The 21780-nt window shown below is 60.4% G+C and carries 16 protein-coding genes; 5 read left to right on the plus strand and 11 right to left on the minus strand.

Annotated elements, in window-relative coordinates:
- Positions 1–217 precede the first annotated feature (217 nt).
- Together treR and LIS66_RS21560 are read left to right on the plus strand one after the other, a co-directional pair.
- Entirely contained in the window at positions 218–922 is a 705-nt protein-coding gene (gene treR / locus LIS66_RS21555; RefSeq protein ID WP_227973012.1) for a trehalose operon repressor, read from the plus strand.
- A 102-nt stretch (positions 923–1024) separates the two neighbouring features.
- Complete coding sequence (locus LIS66_RS21560; protein ID WP_227973013.1) at positions 1025–4159, plus strand: membrane-targeted effector domain-containing toxin; 3135 nt, start codon at positions 1025–1027, stop codon at positions 4157–4159.
- Between the two features lie 77 nt (positions 4160–4236).
- Here the strand turns inward: LIS66_RS21560 and guaA are convergent, their stop codons facing one another.
- From guaA to LIS66_RS21580, 4 genes are all read right to left on the minus strand, one after another.
- Complete coding sequence (gene guaA / locus LIS66_RS21565; RefSeq protein ID WP_042608327.1) at positions 4237–5814, minus strand: glutamine-hydrolyzing GMP synthase; 1578 nt, start codon at positions 5812–5814, stop codon at positions 4237–4239.
- Positions 5815–5894: 80 nt separating this feature from the next.
- Complete coding sequence (gene guaB, locus LIS66_RS21570; RefSeq protein ID WP_016773343.1) at positions 5895–7364, minus strand: IMP dehydrogenase; 1470 nt, start codon at positions 7362–7364, stop codon at positions 5895–5897.
- A 196-nt stretch (positions 7365–7560) separates the two neighbouring features.
- A complete protein-coding gene (locus LIS66_RS21575; protein WP_064364344.1) occupies positions 7561–8109 on the minus strand; it encodes a hypothetical protein in 549 nt (182 codons plus the stop codon).
- 162 nt (positions 8110–8271) lie between these two features.
- On the minus strand, positions 8272–9039 hold the full coding sequence (locus tag LIS66_RS21580) for a sulfite exporter TauE/SafE family protein (protein WP_227973014.1): 768 nt from the start codon (positions 9037–9039) through the stop codon (positions 8272–8274).
- Between the two features lie 179 nt (positions 9040–9218).
- Between LIS66_RS21580 and xseA the strand changes: the two genes are divergently transcribed.
- From xseA to leuA, 3 genes are all read left to right on the plus strand, one after another.
- Positions 9219–10598, plus strand: coding sequence for an exodeoxyribonuclease VII large subunit (xseA, locus tag LIS66_RS21585; protein ID WP_042608330.1), 1380 nt, complete (start codon positions 9219–9221; stop codon positions 10596–10598).
- A gap of 3 nt (positions 10599–10601) precedes the next feature.
- Entirely contained in the window at positions 10602–11423 is an 822-nt protein-coding gene (locus LIS66_RS21590) for a peptidoglycan DD-metalloendopeptidase family protein (protein WP_227973015.1), read from the plus strand.
- A gap of 464 nt (positions 11424–11887) precedes the next feature.
- On the plus strand, positions 11888–13567 hold the full coding sequence (gene leuA / locus LIS66_RS21595; protein ID WP_042608332.1) for a 2-isopropylmalate synthase: 1680 nt from the start codon (positions 11888–11890) through the stop codon (positions 13565–13567).
- A gap of 145 nt (positions 13568–13712) precedes the next feature.
- On the opposite strand, the gene LIS66_RS21600 is transcribed toward leuA, so the two are convergent.
- From LIS66_RS21600 to ispG, 7 genes are all read right to left on the minus strand, one after another.
- Positions 13713–14504: an amidohydrolase gene (locus tag LIS66_RS21600; RefSeq protein ID WP_227973016.1), complete on the minus strand. Its 792-nt coding sequence runs from the start codon at positions 14502–14504 to the stop codon at positions 13713–13715.
- Positions 14492–15640 (minus strand): pyridoxal phosphate-dependent aminotransferase, encoded by a 1149-nt coding sequence (locus LIS66_RS21605; protein WP_227973017.1) that lies wholly within the window; start codon positions 15638–15640, stop codon positions 14492–14494. Before LIS66_RS21605 ends, LIS66_RS21600 begins: the two co-directional genes overlap by 13 nt.
- A 282-nt stretch (positions 15641–15922) precedes the next feature.
- A complete protein-coding gene (gene der / locus LIS66_RS21610) occupies positions 15923–17395 on the minus strand; it encodes a ribosome biogenesis GTPase Der (protein WP_024014210.1) in 1473 nt (490 codons plus the stop codon).
- 136 nt (positions 17396–17531) lie between these two features.
- Positions 17532–18683, minus strand: coding sequence for an outer membrane protein assembly factor BamB (bamB, locus tag LIS66_RS21615; protein WP_064364339.1), 1152 nt, complete (start codon positions 18681–18683; stop codon positions 17532–17534).
- Positions 18676–19317 (minus strand): tetratricopeptide repeat protein, encoded by a 642-nt coding sequence (locus tag LIS66_RS21620; protein ID WP_016773334.1) that lies wholly within the window; start codon positions 19315–19317, stop codon positions 18676–18678. Before LIS66_RS21620 ends, bamB begins: the two co-directional genes overlap by 8 nt.
- A 41-nt stretch (positions 19318–19358) precedes the next feature.
- Entirely contained in the window at positions 19359–20648 is a 1290-nt protein-coding gene (hisS, locus tag LIS66_RS21625) for a histidine--tRNA ligase (protein WP_042608336.1), read from the minus strand.
- A gap of 22 nt (positions 20649–20670) precedes the next feature.
- Positions 20671–21780: a flavodoxin-dependent (E)-4-hydroxy-3-methylbut-2-enyl-diphosphate synthase gene (gene ispG, locus LIS66_RS21630; protein WP_042608337.1), complete on the minus strand. Its 1110-nt coding sequence runs from the start codon at positions 21778–21780 to the stop codon at positions 20671–20673.

Here is a 21780-nt window from a genome sequence, read left to right on the forward strand (position 1 = left end):
GATTGTTGTTATTGGCAGCACGCCGAGAGGAAAAATACTCGTCTGTACGAGTTAATGCAACAACTCGTCTGTACGAGTTTGTGTGAGTGGATGAACGTCAGATCAGCAAGGATTTTTCCTACTCTGACTTAAGCCGTTTTCCGTCCTCCGCATGGACAAAGCCCTACCCTACCCTTAAGGTTCGGGGTTTTGAGCACCGTCGGCACAGAGCCCAGTCATGAGCAAATACAATCAGATCTACAGCGATTTGCTTGCCAGCATCACCACCCAACGCTTGGAGCGCGGCGCCCGGCTGCCTTCGGAAACCGAATTGATGGACACCTATCAGGCCAGCCGTGGCACGGTGCGCAAGGCCATCGATCAACTGCAGGAGCGCGGTTTCGCCCAGAAGATTCACGGCAAAGGCGCGTTCGTGCTGTCGACCAACCCGATCGAGTTCCAGCTCGGCGGCATCGTCAGCTTTCAGGAGACCCACCCGCGCCTGGGCAACGACGTCAGCACCGAAGTGGTGGAGATGTGCCAGGTTCCGCTGGAAGGTACGCTGCTCGAACACATCAATGCCGAGCCCGGCAGCCCGATCACCCGCATCAAACGGGTACGGCGCATCGACGGCAAACGCGTCATTCTCGACATCAACCATTTCGTCAGCACGGTGATTCCCGACCTGTCTGCAGACATCGCCGAACACTCGATCTACGCCCACATCGAACAGACCCTGCAACTGCAGATTGCCTACGCCCAGCGCACCATCGAAGCAGTTGCGTGCAGCAGGGACGACCAACAACACCTGGACCTCGACGGCCAGAGCCACGTCATCGTGGTCAGCAACCAGACCTTCCTGCAGGACGGCCGCCAGTTCGAATACACCGAATCGCGGCATACGCTGGACAAGTTTTATTTTTCGGACGTGGCGCGGCGCTGACGAGAACATCTTTTGTAACGCAACTTGCGATAGCTGGCTAACACACCCCCCTTGGGCCAATCGGTCATGCTCAGTCTTTGTTCCTCAAGGATGAAAGAACACATGACCGCTCCCGAACGCCGTCTGCTGCCAAACGCAGCGGACAAAAACGCCCTCAAAACCATCGCCACAACGATCGTGAAGACCTGCCCGAGCCTGCTTGATGCGGCCCGGCAAGTGGCCAACGAACTGCTCGCGGACAAAGGTCTGTCCGGCCTTGACCCTGACGAGATTTATTTCCACCGTTTCAAAACGGCGCAGAGCAGCACGCTGACCTTTACCGGTTGGGAACACTTGCTGGAAAAGCCTTACGAAACGCTCACCCTCACGCAACTGGTCATCCATCGTTTTCGTGCCACCGACCAGGACAATGCAGACCTGCTCGGCCTCTATTGCGGCTTTTATTCGGATGGCCCGCAAGCAGAGAATTTCAATCAGAGCAATGAAGTGCGCTTGCTGGGCAGCGACGTGCTGAAGGTGTTCTGGGATGTCGACTTCAGCGCTCGCTACACCGGTCAATTGACGAAATTCTGGCAAACCGCGTCGGAGGATTTCCGTGCGTTGGCAAAGTGCAATTTCCTCAGCCAGGCCGTGCAGGCGCTGCAACAGGGCGACCTTGATGGGACCGATTTTCAGCGCATCGTCGATTCGGTAGTCGGCCCCGTTACCTGGCCTGTCACCCTGCCAATGCTCCGAGCGACATACCCGGTCGGCGCTGAAGTACGCGCGCTGGATCTCGATGGTCACGTCGCCACCAATGTGCTGCGTCTGGTAGAAACCAATGGTCGACAGACCCTCTATTTGCCCGGCGAGGCCCAGGCCTTTCGCTTGATGGACAACGAGGCCGATCTGCATTGGTGGTTGCTTGAGCAGATGAATGCCGAGGACAAGCGCCCGGCGTTTCTCAAGCACTTCGCGCTGGCCGACAGCAATCACATGTCCGAAAACCTCACCGATCTGATGAATCGCCTGGTCCACACCTGGGGCCACAGCGATCACCACATGGTCAACCGCAGCAATGTCGCGATCAGCGGTGACGCATTCACTTGGTTAAGCGAATCGACTCGCACGGCGATGGTTGCCGAAGCGCATCTGGTGCTCACGTCCAACAGTGACCTGCGCAAGAAACTCTGGATGGGTTATCTGACTGCCGGCCTCAAGGTGTTCGGCCCTATGGCGGCCGTAGGCTGGCCGGTGGCGTTGCCCCTGATTGGCGCCAGCATCGCCAACATGGGTTTGAACATCGATCAGGCCATCAACGGCTCGACGGCCACCGAACGCAAAGCCGGCGTTACCGGCGCGGTGCTCAACGCTATCGAAATTGTCTTCAACGTCCCGTTCCTGATCGGCACGGGCGCGCAACTGGAGGTAGGACCTCAGGTCGAGTTTGCCGAAGCGCAGGAAATGCTCGGGCTGATCGAGTTCACGTCGGCTGACACGCCCTTGCTGCCGCCTGCAAAGCTTCCACCGGCCACGACGATTGAAGCGGCGACGGATGAGTTGACGAACGAAATACCCCGCGAGACGACATCCGTCACCGCCTCTGAGCACCTGAGCATGGCGGCGGCAAGGCAAGGTTCGGCGTTGCCAGGGATTCCCGGCCGTTATCGGTGCAACGAACTGCTTGCACAACGTTCCGCTGAGGCGGTCCCGGGAAAATTCGAAGGCATCTACCGCCTCGACAAAGAGCCGGCCTATGCCATCGAAATGGATGGCGTAGCGTATTACGTGCGCTATTTTGCCGACTCTGAAGGCACTGGCAACTGGGCCATCGTCAATCCCGAGCGCCCCAATCAGTTCGCGTACTCTTTGCCAGTACGTCTGGGCAGTGGCGGCAAATGGGAACGTATGCCAGCGCTGCGTTTGCGTGGAGGCGGCCAATGTGTGGGCAAGGCGTGTTTGCCGGAGGATGAACTGACCTCGACGCCGGCTTCGGCAACGCCGTCGGCGGAGCTGCCACTCGTCCAGCCGGTTTCGCCGGTTGCGCGCCCGTTGCGCCTGGTAACCCCCCTTGACGATATCGTCGGGATGGACATGGCCAGAATGAGAAGATGGGCAATGAACTTGCCAGAGACTTTCGCCGAGCTCTCCAGTGCAAACCGGGGCAATCGTGCACCCGCCGACACGTATGCAGCCTATTTCAGCGAAAGACGCGCGGCACTGCTCAATGAAGCCAAGGAATATTACTCGGAGCTGAACTGGACCAATCTGCCCGTGCGGCCGGTCATTCCTCAGGTCAGCCCGCAAATGCAGACAACTCAGTTGATCGATCGCATCTTTGCCAATAGCCAAGGGCTGGTCGTCGGTGAAACCTTCGATCGTATCGCCAGCATGCGTTTCATGATCGAGAACATGCCCGCGTTCGCGCGGCATATCAAAACCCTGTACGTCCGTGGCTTGCTGAGTGACTTCGCCCAGGCAGATCTCAATGACTTCTACTTGTCGGGAGAGATGTCCGAGGATCTTCGTGTCTACCTGTCCAGCCTGGGTACCGACCCTGAAGGCCGGTTCGACCTTCTCGAACTGGTCAAGACCGCCCAGGCCAATGGCATCAGGACCCACGGCCTCGAGACCGTGCACAGCTACAAACTGAAGATACCGCTTACCTCGATCGAGGAGCAGATGATCCACGCCCGGCTCGCCTCGCAGATCATGTGGGGTGACGAAATCCTCAACGGACCGGGTAAATGGGCAGCTCTGATCGAGGCGACGAACATCAATACGTTCAGAAACCTGCCTGGAATAAGCGAACTCAGGGGCGGCATCGGTTTGCGGATTGAAGAGGTTTCGCCGAGCGAAGTGGCGGAGACAGGCATCGATCCGGGGTTGAAAGTCGCTCGCGGTCCGTTTGATAACGGAGCAACGACGCGCAACTCATCCGACGTGCTTTTCGCTGATCTGCGCTTGCAGATCGAAACAGCGGCGCCGCAATGGACTGAGGCATCCCTGGAAAAGCTTCTGCATCGCAACGGTATGTTTCTGATCGAACAGGCACAAAACAACACGTACACGTTGGTGCGTCGCAACAGCGCGAGCAATATTGTCCGGACAGTGGTCAATCGCAGGAGGGATGGCCAGGTTTACATCTGGGCCCAGTCGCTACCTCGCATCAGCGGCATCATGTTCCGCAACATCGCCGCACTGGCCGAGCGCCTGATAGAAATCGGCCTGACCCTGCAAAGTCGCTTGCCCACCTGACCGATTGGCCAACCCATGAAACGAAAAAACCCTTGGCTTGAGGCCAAGGGTTTTTCGTTAATCGAACCGCAGCGGGATTATTCCCACTCAATCGTCGCCGGTGGCTTGCTCGATACGTCGTAGGTAACGCGCGAGATGCCTTCGATTTCGTTGATGATGCGGCCGGAGACGGTTTCCAGCAGTTCGTAAGGCAGGTGTGCCCAACGTGCGGTCATGAAGTCGATGGTTTCCACGGCACGCAGGGCCACGACCCAGGCGTAACGACGGCCGTCGCCGACCACGCCCACCGATTTCACTGGCTGGAACACCACGAACGCCTGGCTGACCTTGTGGTACCAGTCGGCCTTGCGCAGTTCTTCGATGAAGATGTGGTCGGCGCGACGCAGCAGGTCGGCGTATTCCTTTTTCACTTCACCGAGGATGCGCACGCCCAGGCCCGGGCCCGGGAACGGGTGACGGTAGACCATGTCGTACGGCAGGCCCAGTTCCAGACCCAGACGACGGACTTCGTCCTTGAACAGTTCGCGCAGTGGCTCGACCAGTTTCAGGTTCATCTCTTCCGGCAGGCCGCCCACGTTGTGGTGCGACTTGATCACGTGGGCCTTGCCGCTTTTCGCGCCAGCCGACTCGATTACGTCCGGGTAGATGGTGCCTTGCGCGAGGTACTTGATGTTTTCCAGTTTGTTCGACTGGGCATCGAAGACGTCGATGAAGGTGCGGCCGATGATCTTGCGCTTCTTCTCCGGGTCGGCTTCGCCGGCCAGGTTGTTGAGGAACTGCTCTTCAGCGTTGGCGCGGATCACTTTGACGCCCATGTTCTCGGCAAACATGGCCATCACTTGCTCGCCTTCGTGCAGACGCAGCAGGCCGTTGTCAACGAACACGCAGGTCAACTGGTCGCCGATGGCCTTGTGCAGCAGCGCAGCAACCACCGAGGAATCGACACCGCCGGACAGGCCCAGCAGGACGTTGTCAGTGCCGACCTGGGCGCGGATATTGGCGATGGCGTCTTCAGCGATCTTCGACGGCGTCCACAGCGCTTCACAGCCGCAGATGTCGAGCACGAAGCGCGAAAGGATGCGGCCGCCCTGCTTGGTGTGGGTCACTTCCGGGTGGAACTGCACGCCGTAGTAAGCGCGGTCGTCGTTGAACATACCGGCGATCGGGCAGCTCGGGGTGCTGGCGAGGATGTGGAAGTCTTCCGGCATCTTCGTGACTTTGTCACCGTGGCTCATCCACACGTCGAGGCCGAACAGGCCGTCGGCGTCGATGTGGTCTTCGATGCCGTCGAGCAGGCGGCTCTTGCCGACCACGTCAACGCGGGCGTAACCGAACTCACGCAGTTCGGAACCTTCAACCTTGCCGCCCAGTTGCTCGGCCATGGTCTGCATGCCGTAGCAGATGCCGAACACCGGAACGCCCAGATCGAACACCGCCTGCGGGCAGCGCGGGCTGTTGGCTTCGTGCACGGACTCGGGGCCGCCGGCGAGGATGACGCCTTTAGGGGCGAATTCGCGGATCGCATCTTCGTCCATGTCGAACGGGTGCAGTTCGCAGTACACGCCGATCTCGCGCACGCGGCGGGCAATCAGCTGGGTGTATTGCGAACCGAAGTCGAGGATCAGGATGCGGTGAGCGTGAATGTCGAGGGCCATGACTCATTCTCATGTAGTGAATCAGAAACAACTCGGGGCTGAATGAACAGCCCCGGTGATTTAACGTTTTGGTGGAAGCCTCAACCTACGCGGTAGTTCGGCGCTTCCTTGGTGATCTGCACGTCGTGAACGTGGGATTCGGCCATGCCGGCACCGGTGATCCGCACGAACTCGGGCTTGGTGCGCATTTCTTCGATGTTGGCGCTGCCGGTGTAGCCCATCGAGGAACGCAGGCCGCCCATCAACTGGTGAATGATCGCGCTCAGGGTGCCTTTGTACGGTACACGGCCCTCGATGCCTTCCGGAACCAGTTTCTCGGCACCTGCCGAGGAGTCCTGGAAGTAACGGTCGGACGAGCCTTGGGCCTGGGACATGGCGCCCAGCGAACCCATGCCGCGATAGGCCTTGTACGAACGGCCCTGGAACAGTTCGATCTCGCCCGGCGCTTCTTCGGTACCGGCAAACATCGAGCCCATCATCACGCAGGACGCACCGGCGACGATGGCCTTGGACAGGTCACCGGAGAACCGGATACCGCCGTCGGCGATCAACGGAACGCCGGTGCCTTCAAGGGCGGCGGCGACGTTGGCGATGGCACTGATTTGCGGCACGCCGACACCGGCGACGATACGGGTGGTGCAGATCGAGCCAGGGCCGATACCGACCTTGACTGCGTCGGCGCCCGCTTCGGCCAGAGCCTTGGCGGCTGCGCCGGTGGCGATGTTGCCGCCGATCACCTGCACTTCAGGGAAGTTCTCTTTGACCCAGCGTACGCGGTCGATCACGCCTTTGGAGTGACCGTGCGCAGTGTCGACCACCACCACGTCCACGCCGGCGTTGACCAGGGCGGTCACGCGATCACCGGTGTCTTTACCGGTGCCGACCGCAGCGCCAACGCGCAGACGACCTTGGTCATCCTTGCTGGCCAGCGGATAGGCTTTGGCTTTTTCGATGTCGTTGACGGTCATCATGCCTTTGAGGGCGAATTTGTCGTCGACGATCAGCACGCGCTCGATGCGGTGCTTGTGCAGCAGTTCACGGACGTCGTTCTTGTCGGCGCCTTCCTTGACCGTGACCAGACGCTCTTTAGGCGTCATCACTTCGCGGACAGTGGCTTCCAGACGGTTTTCGAAACGTACGTCGCGGGAGGTGACGATGCCGACCAGGTCGCCATCGTGCAGTACCGGAACGCCCGAAATGTTGTGCAGACGGGTCAGTTCGAACAGATCACGCACCGTGGCATCGGCCTCGATGGTGATGGGATCCTTGACCACACCGGCTTCGAACTTCTTGACCTTGCGCACTTCGGCAGCTTGCTGCTCGATGGTCATGTTCTTGTGGATAATGCCGATGCCACCTTCCTGAGCCATGGCAATTGCCAGACGGGCTTCAGTAACGGTGTCCATGGCGGCAGAAACCAGAGGAATATTCAGTTCGATGCCACGGGTAAGACGGGTCTTCAGACTGACTTCGTTGGGAAGCACCTCGGAATAACCGGGCACTAGGAGAATGTCGTCGAATGTCAGAGCTTCTTGGCTGATACGCAGCATCGCGGGGGCTCCCGAGCGGGAAAATGGAAGCGCGCCATTATAGTCAGACACCCCCTGCTGTTCAATGTAAAACTCAGCCTAATTGATAGATGGAAAACCCCGCTTTCCGTAGGAGCTGCCGAAGGCTGCGATCTTTTGACTTTGCTTTTCAAAGGCAAGATCAAAAGATCGCAGCCTTCGGCAGCTCCTACAGGGATCAGAGCTCGACCTTTACCCAACTTACTGGTTGATCGAGCCAGTCGGCGAACTCGTCGATAAAGCTCTGCTTGAACCCCGCCTCCAGCCAGTTATTGAAAATGAAACCGAGGTTGGAAAACGCGCATTCCTGCAAAAACAGGAAACCGTTGATGTCGTCTTCATGCCCGCATTCAGGGCAGGTGAAATTGTCGGTGCGTCCTGGAAACCAGTCTTCGAGGCTTTCGAACAGCGCCTCGCCCACTTCGCGGCGGCACTCGGCGCAACCGGCCTCTTCGAGAAAACCCTTGGCCGGGGTGTAGATGCAGCGTTTGGTGACGATCTCCAGGCCATTGATCGGCTCGCCGAACGGCAGCGCTTCGGGGTGCAGAACGACAGCGCGGGCACCCTCGGCGATGGCGTGGGCCATGCGGTTGCCGGTGCGGCCGCAGGTGGTCAGCTGTTCTTCGATGATGTTCTTGCGCACCAGCCAGCGCACGATCGCCCGCGCCCGGGGTTCGTGCACCGGCAAGGTGGAGATTTTCGGGACGATGATGCTTTGCGTGTTCATGGTCGAGCCTGCTGAAAATACCGGGATCCCCCTGTAGGAGTGAGCCTGCTCGCGATAGCGGTGGGTCAGACGCACCAATTTTGATTGATGCACTGCTATCGCGAGCAGGCTCACTCCTACAGGGAAACTGCGGCCGGCAGCTTAATCCCTGAAGAAATCCGGTCAAGTGCTGAAATAGCGCACGATCAAGGCAATCCCGCTGACCAGCACCAGCCAGGTCACCAGCCGCACAAATGCCTCGCGCGACAACCTCATGGTCAGCCGCCGGCCGATCCACAAGCCCAGCGCCATGGCCGGTAGCAGACACAGGGCCAGCATCAACAAGGGTAGCTCGGCATATACACCGGCGATGGCGAACAGGCTCAAACGCACCACCGTGCTGCAACTGATCAGCGCACTTTGCGTGGCCCGCGCCGCTTCCTTGGGCAGACGACTGTTCAGATAAATGGCATAGAGAAACCCGCCGCTGCCAAACAAAGCGCCGAACAACCCGCCGACCGTGCCCATCGGCACCGCCCACGCCGCTGACAACTGCGTCGGCCGGGCTTTGACCCACAGGCTGTAGATCGCATAAGCGCTGATGAACAGCCCCATCAACAACAGCAACAGATCGGATTTCAGATTCAGCAGGAAGATCACCCCCAGCGTGCAGCCGATCGCCATGCACGGCAGCAGCCTGAGCAATTCCGGCCTGGCGACGTCCCGCCGCGAGGGCAGCAGATTGCCGAATGCCGCGACGAAATCCAGCAGCACCAGCAGCGGAACGATTTTCGACAACGGCATGAACAGGATCAGAATCGGCCCCGCCACCAGCGCCGTGCCGAAACCGGCGATGCCGAACACGATGTAGGCCAGCGCAATGCCCAGCCCGATCACCGCCCAACCGCCAGCGCCCCACGACCATGTGCCCAACAGCTCCATCATGCTCATTGTCCGCATCCCTTATAAGACCGCGCTGACTCTACCATTCCCCTGTAGGAGTGAGCCTGCTCGCGATAGCGGTGTGTCAGTCGACAACAGCTTTGAATGACTCACCGCTATCGCGAGCAGGCTCACTCCTACAGTGGATCGGTGGTGATTGACGGGCAAATGCCTTTAAACTGCGCCCCATGATTAAAGATCCCTTTGCAAGACTTGGCCTGGACCGTGAAGTCCTGACCGTCAGCCAGCTCAACGGCCGCGCGCGGGTGTTGCTTGAAGACGTGTTCAGCAACATCTGGGTCGAAGGCGAAATCTCCAACCTGGCGCGCCCGGCGTCCGGCCACGTCTACTTCACTCTCAAGGACAGCGGCGCGCAGGTGCGTTGCGCGTTGTTCCGGCAGAACGCCGCCCGCGTGCGCCAGGCACTGAAGGACGGTCTGGCGGTCAAGGTGCGCGGCAAGGTTTCGCTGTTCGAAGGCCGCGGCGACTATCAACTGATCCTCGACACCGTCGAGCCGGCCGGTGACGGTGCGTTGCGTCTGGCCTTCGATGCACTGAAGGAGAAGCTCAGCGCCGAAGGCCTGTTCAGTGCCGAACGCAAGGTGCCGCTGCCCGCGCATCCGCAACGCATCGGCATCATCAGCTCGCCGACCGGCGCGGTGATTCGCGACATCATCAGCGTATTCCGCCGCCGTGCGCCGCAAGTGCAACTGACCCTGATTCCCACCGCCGTGCAGGGCCGCGAGGCCACCGCGCAGATTGTCCGCGCGCTGAAAATGGCCGATGCCCGTGGCTTTGACGCGCTGATCCTGGCCCGTGGCGGCGGCTCGCTGGAGGACCTCTGGTGCTTCAACGAAGAAGCCGTGGCCCGCGCGGTCGATGCCTGTGTCACGCCGATCGTCAGCGCCGTCGGCCATGAAACCGATGTGTCGATCAGCGACTTTGTTGCCGACGTCCGCGCACCGACACCCTCGGCCGCCGCCGAACTGCTCGCCCCGGATTCCAGCCATCTGATCCGTCAGGTCGAGAGCCTGCATCGCCGCCTGGTAATGCGCATGCGTGATCGCTTGATGCGTGATCGCCTGCGGCTGGAGGGCATGGCGCGGCGGCTGCGGCATCCCGGCGAACGTCTGCGCCAGCAGGCCCAGCGTCTGGACGATCTGGACATGCGCATGCGTCGTGCCTTCGAGCGCAGTCTCAATACCCGCCGCGAACGCCTGATCCGTCTGGAAACCCGCCTCGCCGGGCAACATCCGGGGCGCCAACTGGCGATGCTCCGTCAGCGCCTCGAAAGTCTCGCCGAACGTCTGCCCCGCGCCATGCGTGATGGCCTGAAACAGCGCCGACAGCAATTGCACAGTCAGATGCAGACCCTGCATGTGGTCAGCCCGTTGGCGACCCTCGGTCGTGGTTACAGCATTTTGCTCGACGAGCGCGGCCACGCGATTCGCAACGCTGCACAGACTCACACCGGCCAGCGTCTGAAAGCCAGGCTGGGCGAAGGCGAACTGCAAGTGCGCGTCGAGGACAATCACCTGACGCCCGTCACCCTTTCTTTACTGGACTGATCCATGCCGCGTTTTCTGGCTCCACTGCTGTTGCTCTGCCTGACCTTCAACGCCCACGCCGACAGTTACATCACTCGGCTGCTGAACAAACCGGTACCAGGCGGCGTCGCCGTGGTGGATCTGGGCACCGCCGCGCAGGCGCCGAAAGCCACCTATCAAGGCAAACCGGTGCTGGTGGTCAAGGAGCAGAACAACTGGCTGGCGATCGTAGGCGTACCGCTCACGGTCAAGCCCGGTGGGCAGCAGATCAGCAGCGCTGGGCGCAATCTGCCCTTCACCGTCGGCAGCAAGAAATACCCGGAACAGCACATCACCCTGAAGAACAAACAGCAGGTCAACCCTAACGCCGACAACCTCAAGCGCATCGAGGGTGAACTGGCGGAACAGATCGCGGCTTACCGCAGTTTCAGCCCGAACACGCCGAGCAATCTGCTGCTGGACAAACCGGTCAACGGGCCGCTGTCGAGCAAGTTCGGTGTGCGCCGCTTCTTCAATGGCGAGGAGCGTAACCCTCATGCCGGACTGGATTTCGCAGTGCCGGCGGGCACGCCGATCAAGACCCCGGCGGCGGGCAAGGTGATTTTGATCGGCAATTACTTCTTCAATGGCAACACGGTGTTCGTCGATCATGGCCAGGGATTCATCAGCATGTTCTGCCATATGTCGAAGATCGATGTGAAAAACGGCCAGCAACTGGCCCGCGGTGCGGTGGTGGGCAAAGTGGGCGCGACTGGTCGGGCGACCGGGCCGCATATGCACTGGAATGTCAGCCTGAATGATGCGCGGGTGGATCCGGCGATTTTCGTTGGTGCTTTCCAACCCTGAATACTGTGTTGAGGCCGCTGGCCTCATCGCGAGCAGGCTCACTCCTACATTGGACTGGTGTTGTGAACACGATCAACTGTAGGAGTGAGCCTGCTCGCGATGGCGGCTTATGCTGTACTCAAACACCCCTGACACCCCATCGATCTCAATTGCGCCCCAATCAAACCTCGCGCAAATATCACAACGATCAGCGGAATTCAGCGCAATAAAATCCCGCAAAAACTCTCTTTCCGGGTATTCCTCTCAATTTTTTCCGACTGCTTGCCATCCTTTCCCCTCGCGGTTAGGGTTGAAGCCATGAAAACCTCTCACACCCTCATTCAGCTTCGCCAGCACCGCAGCCTGTGCCTCGTCAGCGCACGACTGCCAGGCTGAATCGCTGCGCCTCGTCCCACGCTTTTCCAAGAACATTCGTTCAACCGGCAGGCCGCCTCTATTCGGCCCAGACAACAAGGAATTTCCCGATGAGCATGCTCAAAGACCCGTCTTCGAAGTACCGCGCGTTTCCCGTCATCAACCTGCCGGATCGCACCTGGCCGTCGAAAACCATCGACGCCGCGCCGATCTGGTGCAGTTCCGACCTGCGTGACGGCAACCAGTCGCTGATCGAACCGATGGACGCGGCGAAGAAGCTGCGCTTCTGGAAAACCCTGGTGCAGGTGGGCGTGAAGGAAATCGAAGCGTCGTTCCCGGCCGCTTCACAAACCGACTTCGACTTCGTGCGTACGCTGATCGAGGAAGGCCACATCCCGGACGACACCACCATTCAAGTGCTGACCCAGGGCCGTGAAGACCTGATCGAACGCACCTTCGAATCCCTGCGCGGGGCGAAGAAAGCCATCGTCCACCTGTACAACGCCACCTCGCCTTCTTTCCGGCGCATCGTCTTCAACCAGGACAAGGACGGCATCAAGGCCATCGCGGTCAATGCCGCCAAGCTGTTCGTCAAATACGCAGCCATGCAGCCAGACACCGAGTGGACCTTCGAATACTCGCCGGAAACCTTCAGCGCCACCGAGCTGGAATTCGCCAAGGAAGTCTGTGACGCCGTGATCGAGGTGTGGAACCCGACGCCTGAGCACAAGATGATCCTCAACCTGCCAGCTACCGTTGAATGCGCGACGCCGAACGTTTACGCCGACCAGATCGAGTGGTTCGGCCGTAACATCAACCGTCGTGACAGCGTGATCATCAGCCTGCACACCCACAACGACCGTGGCACCGGCGTCGCTGCTACCGAGCTGGGCCTGATGGCCGGCGCCGACCGGGTCGAAGGCTGCCTGTTCGGCAACGGCGAGCGCACCGGTAACGTCGACCTCGTCACCGTAGCGTTGAACATGTACACCCAAGGCGTCGATCCTGAGCTGGACTTCTCCGACATCGATGGCGTGCGCAAGGTCGTCGAAGAGTGCAACCAGATCCAGGTGCACCCGCGTCATCCGTACGTTGGCGATCTGGTGCATACCGCGTTCTCTGGCTCGCACCAGGACGCGATCCGCAAGGGTTTCGCCCAGCAGAAACCGGACACCCTGTGGGAAGTGCCGTACCTGCCGATCGACCCGGCCGACATCGGCCGCAGCTACGAGGCGGTGATCCGCGTCAACAGCCAGTCGGGCAAGGGCGGCATCGCTTACTTGCTGGAGCAGGAATACGGCATCAGCCTGCCACGGCGCATGCAGATCGAATTCAGCCAGGTCGTGCAGCGTGAAACCGATCGCCTGGGCCTGGAGATGACCGCCAAGCAGATTCACTCGCTGTTGATCAGCGAATACCTGCAAGCCAACACCCCGTATGCACTGGTCAGCCATCGCCTGCAGGAAGAAAACGGCAACAGCGCCGTCGAAGTCGAAGTGGCCAGCAAAGGCCAGGGCGAAACCAACCTGCACTGGCGCGGCAAGGGCAACGGCGCACTGGAAGCCCTGGTCGCCGGCCTGCCGATTCCGGTGGAAATCATGGACTACAACGAACACGCAATCGGCGCCGGCACCAACGCCAAAGCAGCGGCCTACATCGAGCTGCGTGTGAATGGCGAGCGTGCAGTGCACGGCGTGGGTATCGATGAAAACATCACCACCGCCAGCTTCAAGGCGCTGTTCAGCGCACTGAACCGCTCGTTGAGCCAGCCTGAAGCGAAAGCGGCGTAATCGACCGCTGAAATACGAAAGGCCCCGAAGTGCAAACTCCGGGGCCTTTTTTGTAGTAGATCAAAGGATCGCAGTCTTCGGCAGCTCCTACAGGATGTTCGCCGTCCCAATGTAGGAGCTGCCGAAGGCTGCGATCTTTTGCTTTTCAAGTGAACTGGAAGGTATCGGCATCCAGGTTCGCCGGAAAGCGCTCCCGATAGGCAGCCAACGGCGCAGCTTCCAGAATCACTTTGAACACGCCATCCGCCTCCCCCGCCGCCAGCAAGGTTTCGCCCTGGAAATCCAGCACCTGACTGTCACCGGTATACGCGAAGCCCTTGCCATCGCTGCCCACCCGATTCACCGCCGCTACGTAGCAGAGGTTTTCAATCGCACGCGCCGGCAGCAAGCGATTCCAGTGCAGACGCCGTGCGCCCGGCCAGTTCGCGGTGTACAGCAGCAGATCGGTGTCCTGCGCATCCCGGCTCCACACAGGGAAACGCAGGTCGTAGCAGATCAGCGGACGAATCCGCCAGCCCTTGAGTTCGAACTGCACCTGACGCTCGCCCGGGGTGTAATGGTTGTGCTCGCCGGCCATGCGGAACAGGTGGCGCTTATCGTAATGCAGCACTTCGCCGTCCGGCCGTGCCCACAGCAGGCGGTTACGATGGCTGCCGTCAGCCGCCTGAATGATCACGCTGCCAGTGATGACCGCATCGAACTTCGCTGCCTGCATCCGCAGCCATTTGCTGGTCGGCCCGTTTTCCGCCTCGGCGAGGGTTTCCGATTCCATGGAAAACCCGGTGGTGAACATCTCCGGCAGGATAATCAGATCGGCGCCACGGGCCTGCTCCAGCAACAGCTCGAAATGCTCGAGGTTGGCCCGGCGATCATGCCAGGCCAGGCTCGTCTGGATCAGCGCCAGGGTCAGGTCTGGCAATGTACTCAGATCACGCATAGTTTCGCCGCCGCTTCACGCAGCGTCTCCTCGCGTTTGGCAAAGCACAGGCGTATCAGGCGCTGGCCTTGCGGTGGATTCTGGTAGAACACCGACACCGGAATGCTCGCGACACCGTGCTCGCGGGTCATCCACATGGCCATGTCGACATCATTCAGATCGGGACGGATCTGCGAATAATCGACCAGCTGGAAATAGGTGCCGCTGACCCGGGTGAAGCTGAAGCGCGACGGCGCGAGCAGATCGCAGAACAGATCGCGCTTGGCCTGATAGAAGCCCGGCAACTCTTCAACGTGCTCCGGGTGCTCGGCCATGTAGTCGGCCAGCGCGTATTGCAGCGGTGTCACGCCACAGAAACTCACGTACTGATGCACTTTACGCAGCTCGGCCGTCAGGGCCGGCGGCGCGACGACGTAGCCGGTTTTCCAGCCAGTGACGTGGTAAGTCTTGCCGAACGAGCTGACCACGAACGCGCGCTGATACAGCTCTTCATGGGCCAGCACGCTGACATGCGGTACGCCGTCGAACACCAGGTGTTCGTAGACTTCGTCGCTGATCAGGTAGATGTCGCGATCACGGATCAACGCCGCCAGTTGATCGAGCTCGTCGCGGCTGATCAATGCGCCGCTCGGGTTATGCGGGGTGTTGATGACGATCATTTTCGTGCGCGGGCTCAGGGCCGCGGCGAGCTGGTCGAAATCGATGGTGAAATCGTCCGGGTTCAGTTGCACATGCACGCAACGGCCACCCGCCAACTCCGTGGCCGGTCCATAGCTGTCGTAGCACGGATCGAACACGATGACTTCGTCGCCGCTGTGGATAACTGCCTGAATCGCGCAGAAGATTGCCTGAGTCGCACCGGGCGTCACCGTCACTTCGTGATCGGCATCGACATTCACGCCATAACTGCGCGAGATCTTCGCTGCGATCTGCTCACGCAACGCCGGCAATCCGGTCATCGGCGAATACTGGTTATGGCCACTGGCGATATGCCGCCCGACCGCATCACGCAGCGACTGCGGCCCGTCGAAATCCGGGAAACCCTGAGACAGGTTGATCGCGCCGGTCTGCGCCGCGAGCTGAGACATCTGCGTGAAAATAGTGATGCCGACATTCGGCAGCTTGCTGGTGATCATCGGGGGTTCTCTGCTCAACACCCGGCTCTGACGACGGCGCGGGAGAGCCCGAGGATAGCCCATCCGGCGCTCATAAAAAAAGGGCGCCTGAACGGCGCCCTTCTTCTTTGCCAGCACACCGAACTCTGTGGCGAGGGAGCTTGCTCCCGCTCGGCTGCGCAGCAGTCGCAAAGCAGCCCGATGCGTTCTGTCTGAACGACTACGGTTGCAGGCTTCGGGATCGCTTCGCGATCCAGCGGGAGCAAGCTCCCTCGCCACAAAAGTCCCACTCCAGACAGTCAATCACTTCTTGTCGCGGCGCTTCTTGCTGGCTTTCTTGTTGTGCGACATCAAGCGACGCTTCTTGTTGACCTGGCGGTCGGTCAGCGTGTTCTTGTTGCCTTCGTACGGGTTCTCGCCGCCCTTGAACTCGATGCGGATCGGCGTACCGACCAGCTTCAGTACACGGCGGTAAGTGTTTTCCAGATAGCGCACGTACGACTTCGGCACTTTCTCGATCTGGTTACCGTGGATCACGATGATCGGCGGGTTCGCGCCACCCAGGTGAGCGTAACGCAGCTTGATCCGGCGGTTGTTGACCATCGGTGGCGCGTGCTCGCCTACCGCATCTTCCAGAATCTGGGTGAGGCGGTTGGTCGGCCAGCGGGTAACCGCGGACTTGAACGAGTTCTGCACCGAGGCGTAGAGGTTGCCCACGCCAGTACCGTGCAGCGCCGAGATGAAGTGGATGTCGGCGTAGTCAACGAAGAACAGCCGGCGCTGCAGCTCGACCTTGACGAAGTCGCGCTCGCTCGGCGTCATGCCGTCCCACTTGTTGATCGCGATGACCAGCGCACGACCGGATTCGATCGCGAAGCCCAGCAGGTTCAAGTCGTGATCGACCACACCCTCGCGGGCGTCCATGACGAAGATCACCACGTTGGCGTCTTTGATCGCCTGCAGGGTTTTGACCACGGAGAATTTTTCGACTTCTTCGTGGATCTTGCCGCGCTTGCGCACACCAGCGGTGTCGATCAGCGTGTACTTCTCTTCATTGCGCTCGAACGGAATGTAGATACTGTCGCGGGTGGTGCCGGGCTGGTCATAAACGATAACCCGGTCTTCACCGAGCATGCGGTTGACCAGGGTCGACTTGCCGACGTTCGGCCGGCCGATGATGGCGATCTTGATCCCGTCTTTTTCGCTCGGGCCAGGAATGCGCTTGGCTTCCTCGCCTTCGGCGACGACTTCTTCCTCTTCACCTTCAGCCGGCTCGTCGTCATCGCGCGGGAATTCGCTCAGGGCGGCTTCCAGCAATTGCGTGATGCCACGGCCGTGGGCGCCAGCGATCGGGATCGCGTGGCCCATGCCCAGCGGGGCGAACTCGGCGCGGGCCATTTCCGGGTCGATGTTGTCGACCTTGTTGGCCACCACGTGGGAGCGCTTGTTACGTTTGCGCAAATGCTCGGCGATCATCTGGTCGGCAGCGGTAAAACCGGCCTTGGCATCTACCAGAAACAGCACCACATCGGCTTCTTCGATGGCCAGCAGCGACTGCTCGGCCATTTTTTCGTCCATACCATGTTCGTCACCGGAGATACCGCCGGTGTCGATCAGAATGTAGGAACGCCCTTGCCACTTGGCCTCACCGTACTGGCGATCACGGGTCAGACCGGACAGGTCGCCGACGATGGCGTCACGAGTCCTGGTCAGGCGGTTGAACAAGGTGGACTTGCCGACGTTCGGTCGGCCCACCAGGGCGATTACGGGAACCATGCGGCTCTCCACTGCGTTATTTCAGAAAATACAAAAGCCGCTGCGAGGCAGCGGCTGGTGCTCGGGGCAACACCCGGGGGCGCTGCAAAACCCTGCTGATGCAGGGCCGCTTGGGGATGAACCCCAAGCATAGTTGTTACTTGATGGTCAGGGCTTCCAGTTTGCCGCTGTTGCCATACACATAAATCGTGTCGCCCACCACCAGCGGACGGGCACGCAGGCCATCGCTGTCGATGCGCTCACGGCCGACGAAACGACCGTCGACCTGACTCAGCAGGTGCAGATAACCTTCCAGGTCACCCACAGCTACGTAGCTGGAGAACACTTCCGGCGCCGACAGTTGACGGCGAGCCAGCGAGTCATTGCTCCACAGTGCAGTGGTCGATCGCTCGTCAACGCCTTCGACGGTGCCCGAGGACAGGCTCACGTAGACGCTGCCGAAACCCTGAGCGATACCGGCGTAGCTCGACGCATCGCGCTGCCACAGTTGGCGACCGCTTTCCAGGTCCAGTGCCGCCACGCGACCCTGATAGCTGGCGACGTACAGCGTGCCGCCAGACAACAGCAGACCGCCGTCGATGTCGACCACGCGCTCCAGCTCCGAACGTCCCTGTGGAATGGCGATGCGTTGTTCCCACACCGGCACGCCGTTGGTGATATCCAGAGCGACCACTTTACCGGTCGACAGGCCAGCTACCGCCAGACGATTGGTCACCAGCGGAGCACTGGTGCCACGCAGGGTCAGGACCGCCGGGGTGCTGTCATACACCCAGCGCTGGTTGCCAGTGGCAGCGTCCAGACCGATCAGACGATCGTCCTGGGTCTGTACAACCACCACGTCGCCGTTGTTGGCCGGCGGCGCGAGGACTTCACTGTTGACGCGGGCACGCCACTTCTCTTCACCATTGCTGGTATCGAGCGCGACAACTTCGCCACGCAGGGTACCGATCAGTACCAGACCGTAACCCACGCCAACGGCGCCGGAGACAGGTAGTTCCAGATCCTGGTCCCACTTCACGTCGCCGTTGCTGCGATCCAGCGCCATCACCACGCCAGTGACATCAGCGGCGTAGATGGTGTCACCGTCGATCGCCGGCACCAGCATGTTGTAGGTTTCGCCCTGACCGTCACCGATCGAGCGGCTCCACTGCTTGTGCAGAACCACTTCTTCTTTGAAGTCGGTCAGTTCGGCCGGTGGCAATTCTTTCTTGCTGTTGCTGCTGCAACCCGCGGCCAGAAGGGCCAGAGCCAGCAATGCTGCATGCTTCCAACGGATCACGTCACGCATCCCCTTTGGCCAGGTCGTCGAGCTTGATTTGAAGGCCACCGACCGCCGCTTCATCCGACAGTGCCGCCTTGGCTTTTTGATACGCCTTGTTCGCGTCATCGGTACGGCCCAAGCGCACCAGCAGGTCGCCCTTGAGTTCTTCGCGAGTGGCCAGGAACGCTTTGTCGGCATCGCCGTCGAGCAGTTTCAAGGCGTCTTCGGCCTTGTCCTGCGCGCCCAGCACCTGCGCCAGACGCTGACGGGCGATTTCGCCCAGCGCCGGGTTGGCCGGTTTGTCGACGATGGCTTTGAGTTCGGTTGCCGCGTCGTCCAGCTTGCCGCTGTCGACCGCTACTTTGGCGACGAACAGGCTGCCGTACTGCGCGTAGGCCGAACCGCCGTATTCGCTGTTGAGCTTGCCGGCCAGATCCGCAACACGGGCGGCATCAGGCTTGCCGTCAGGCGTCAGGGTGGTTTCCAGCAATTGCTGATAGAGCACCGAGGCGCCTTGCGACTGGTTGCTCTGGTATTTGTGATAAGCCTGCCAGCCGAACACGATGACCAGCGCCAACAGGCCGCCGGTGACCAGAGGTTTGCCGTTGCGTGTCCACCAGTCCTTCAAATCCGCCAACTGTTCGTCTTCGGTACTCGACACCCCAATACTCCTTAATCGCTAAATCGGCTGTTAAGACAGCTTCAACCCTGCACGACGCAGGTGGCCAGGTGAGCGGCGAGCGCATCCCAGGCAATGCTTTGTTGTTCGCCCTGGCCACGCAGGGGTTTGAAACCTACCACTTGCTGGGCCATTTCGTCGTCACCGAGGATCAATGCGTACAGCGCACCGCTCTTGTCGGCCTTCTTGAACTGGCTTTTGAAGCTGCCGGCGCCGGCATTGACTTGCAGGCGCAGGTTTGGAAGTTGATCGCGAACCCGTTCGGCCAGGGCCAGACCGGCCAGCTCGGCTTCTTCACCGAAGGCGCAGAGGTAGACGTCGACCTGACGGGAAATTTCTTCCGGGATCTGCTCGAGGGTTTCGAGCATCAGGACCAGGCGCTCGATGCCCATGGCGAAACCCACGCCCGGGGTTGGCTTGCCGCCCATCTGCTCGACCAGACCGTCGTAACGGCCGCCCGCGCACACGGTGCCCTGGGCGCCGAGCTTGTCGGTGACCCATTCGAAAACGGTTTTGCTGTAGTAATCGAGGCCGCGCACCAGTTTCGGGTTGAGCACGTAAGGAATGCCGACGGCATCCAGACGCGCCTTCAGTCCTTCGAAGTGAGCACGGGACTCGTCGTCGAGGTAATCGGCCATTTTCGGCGCATCGACCAGCACGGCCTGGGTGTCGGCATTTTTCGTGTCGAGCACGCGCAGCGGGTTGGTTTTCAGGCGACGCTGGCTGTCTTCGTCGAGCTTGTCGTGGTGCGCCGAGAGGTACTCGACCAGCGCTTCACGATAGCGGCCACGGGATTCGCTGGTGCCGAGGCTGTTGAGTTCGAGCTTGACCGCATCACGGATGCCCAGCTCGCCCCACAGGCGCCAGGTCATGATGATCAGCTCGGCGTCGATGTCCGGACCGTCGAGGTTGAACACTTCCAGACCGATCTGGTGGAACTGGCGATAGCGGCCTTTCTGCGGACGCTCGTGGCGGAACATCGGGCCGATGTACCAGAGCTTCTGCACCTGACCGCCGCCGGTGATGCCGTGTTCGAGCACTGCGCGCACGCAGGCCGCGGTGCCTTCCGGACGCAGGGTCAGGGAGTCGCCATTGCGGTCTTCGAAGGTGTACATCTCTTTTTCGACGATATCGGTGACTTCGCCGATCGAGCGTTTGAACAGCTCGGTGAACTCGACGATCGGCATGCGGATCTGCTTGTAACCGTAGTTATCCAGCAGACGCGCCACAGTGCCTTCGAAATAACGCCACAGCGGGGTCTGTTCGGGCAGGATGTCATTCATGCCACGAATGGCTTGCAGAGACTTGCTCACAAAATTTCCTTAATTCGTTCGATCAGCCGCGCGCAATAACGGCAGCGTCAGCTTCGACCTTTTCGGCCGCTTTCTGGCGGATCAGCTTTTCCAGCTCGTCCACCAGATTGTCATTCGTCAGCTTCTGCGACGGCTTGCCGTCGATGTAAATCAGGTTTGGCGTGCCGCCGGTCAAGCCGATATGGGCTTCCTTGGCTTCGCCGGGGCCGTTGACCACGCAACCGATGACCGCGACATCCAGCGGCACCAGCAGGTCTTCAAGGCGCCCTTCCAGCTCGTTCATGGTCTTGACCACATCGAAGTTCTGCCGCGAGCAGCTCGGGCAGGCGATGAAGTTGATGCCACGGGAACGCAGATGCAAAGACTTGAGGATGTCGTAACCGACCTTCACTTCCTCGACCGGATCGGCCGCCAGCGAGATGCGGATAGTATCGCCAATCCCTTCGGCGAGCAGCATACCTAGGCCCACGGCGGATTTCACCGTGCCCGAACGCAAACCGCCAGCTTCGGTAATACCCAGGTGCAACGGCTGAACGATTTCTTTCGCCAGCAAACGGTAGGCTTCGACGGCCATGAACACGTCGGAGGCCTTCACGCTGACTTTGAAGTCCTGGAAATTCAAGCGTTCGAGGTGCTCAACGTGGCGCAGCGCGGATTCGACCAATGCGGCCGGGGTCGGCTCGCCGTATTTCTTCTGCAGGTCTTTTTCCAGGGAGCCGGCGTTGACGCCGATGCGGATCGGAATGCCGCGATCACGGGCCGCATCGACCACGGCACGCACGCGGTCTTCGCGACCGATGTTGCCCGGGTTGATACGCAGGCAGTCGACACCCAGCTCGGCCACGCGCAAGGCGATCTTGTAGTCGAAGTGAATGTCGGCCACCAACGGCACTTTGACCAGTTGCTTGATCCTGCCGAACGCCTCGGCGGCGTCCATGTCCGGTACCGAGACGCGAACGATGTCGACGCCGGCAGCTTCCAGACGATTGATCTGCGCCACGGTCGCGGCCACGTCATTGGTGTCACTGTTGGTCATGCTCTGCACAGCGATCGGCGCGTCGCCGCCCACCGGTACGTTGCCGACCCAGATCTTGCGCGATTCGCGACGTTTGATTGGAGATTCGCCGTGCAT

It is taken from the genome of Pseudomonas sp. HN2, from assembly GCF_020736465.1.
Classification (GTDB): domain Bacteria; phylum Pseudomonadota; class Gammaproteobacteria; order Pseudomonadales; family Pseudomonadaceae; genus Aquipseudomonas; species Aquipseudomonas moraviensis_A.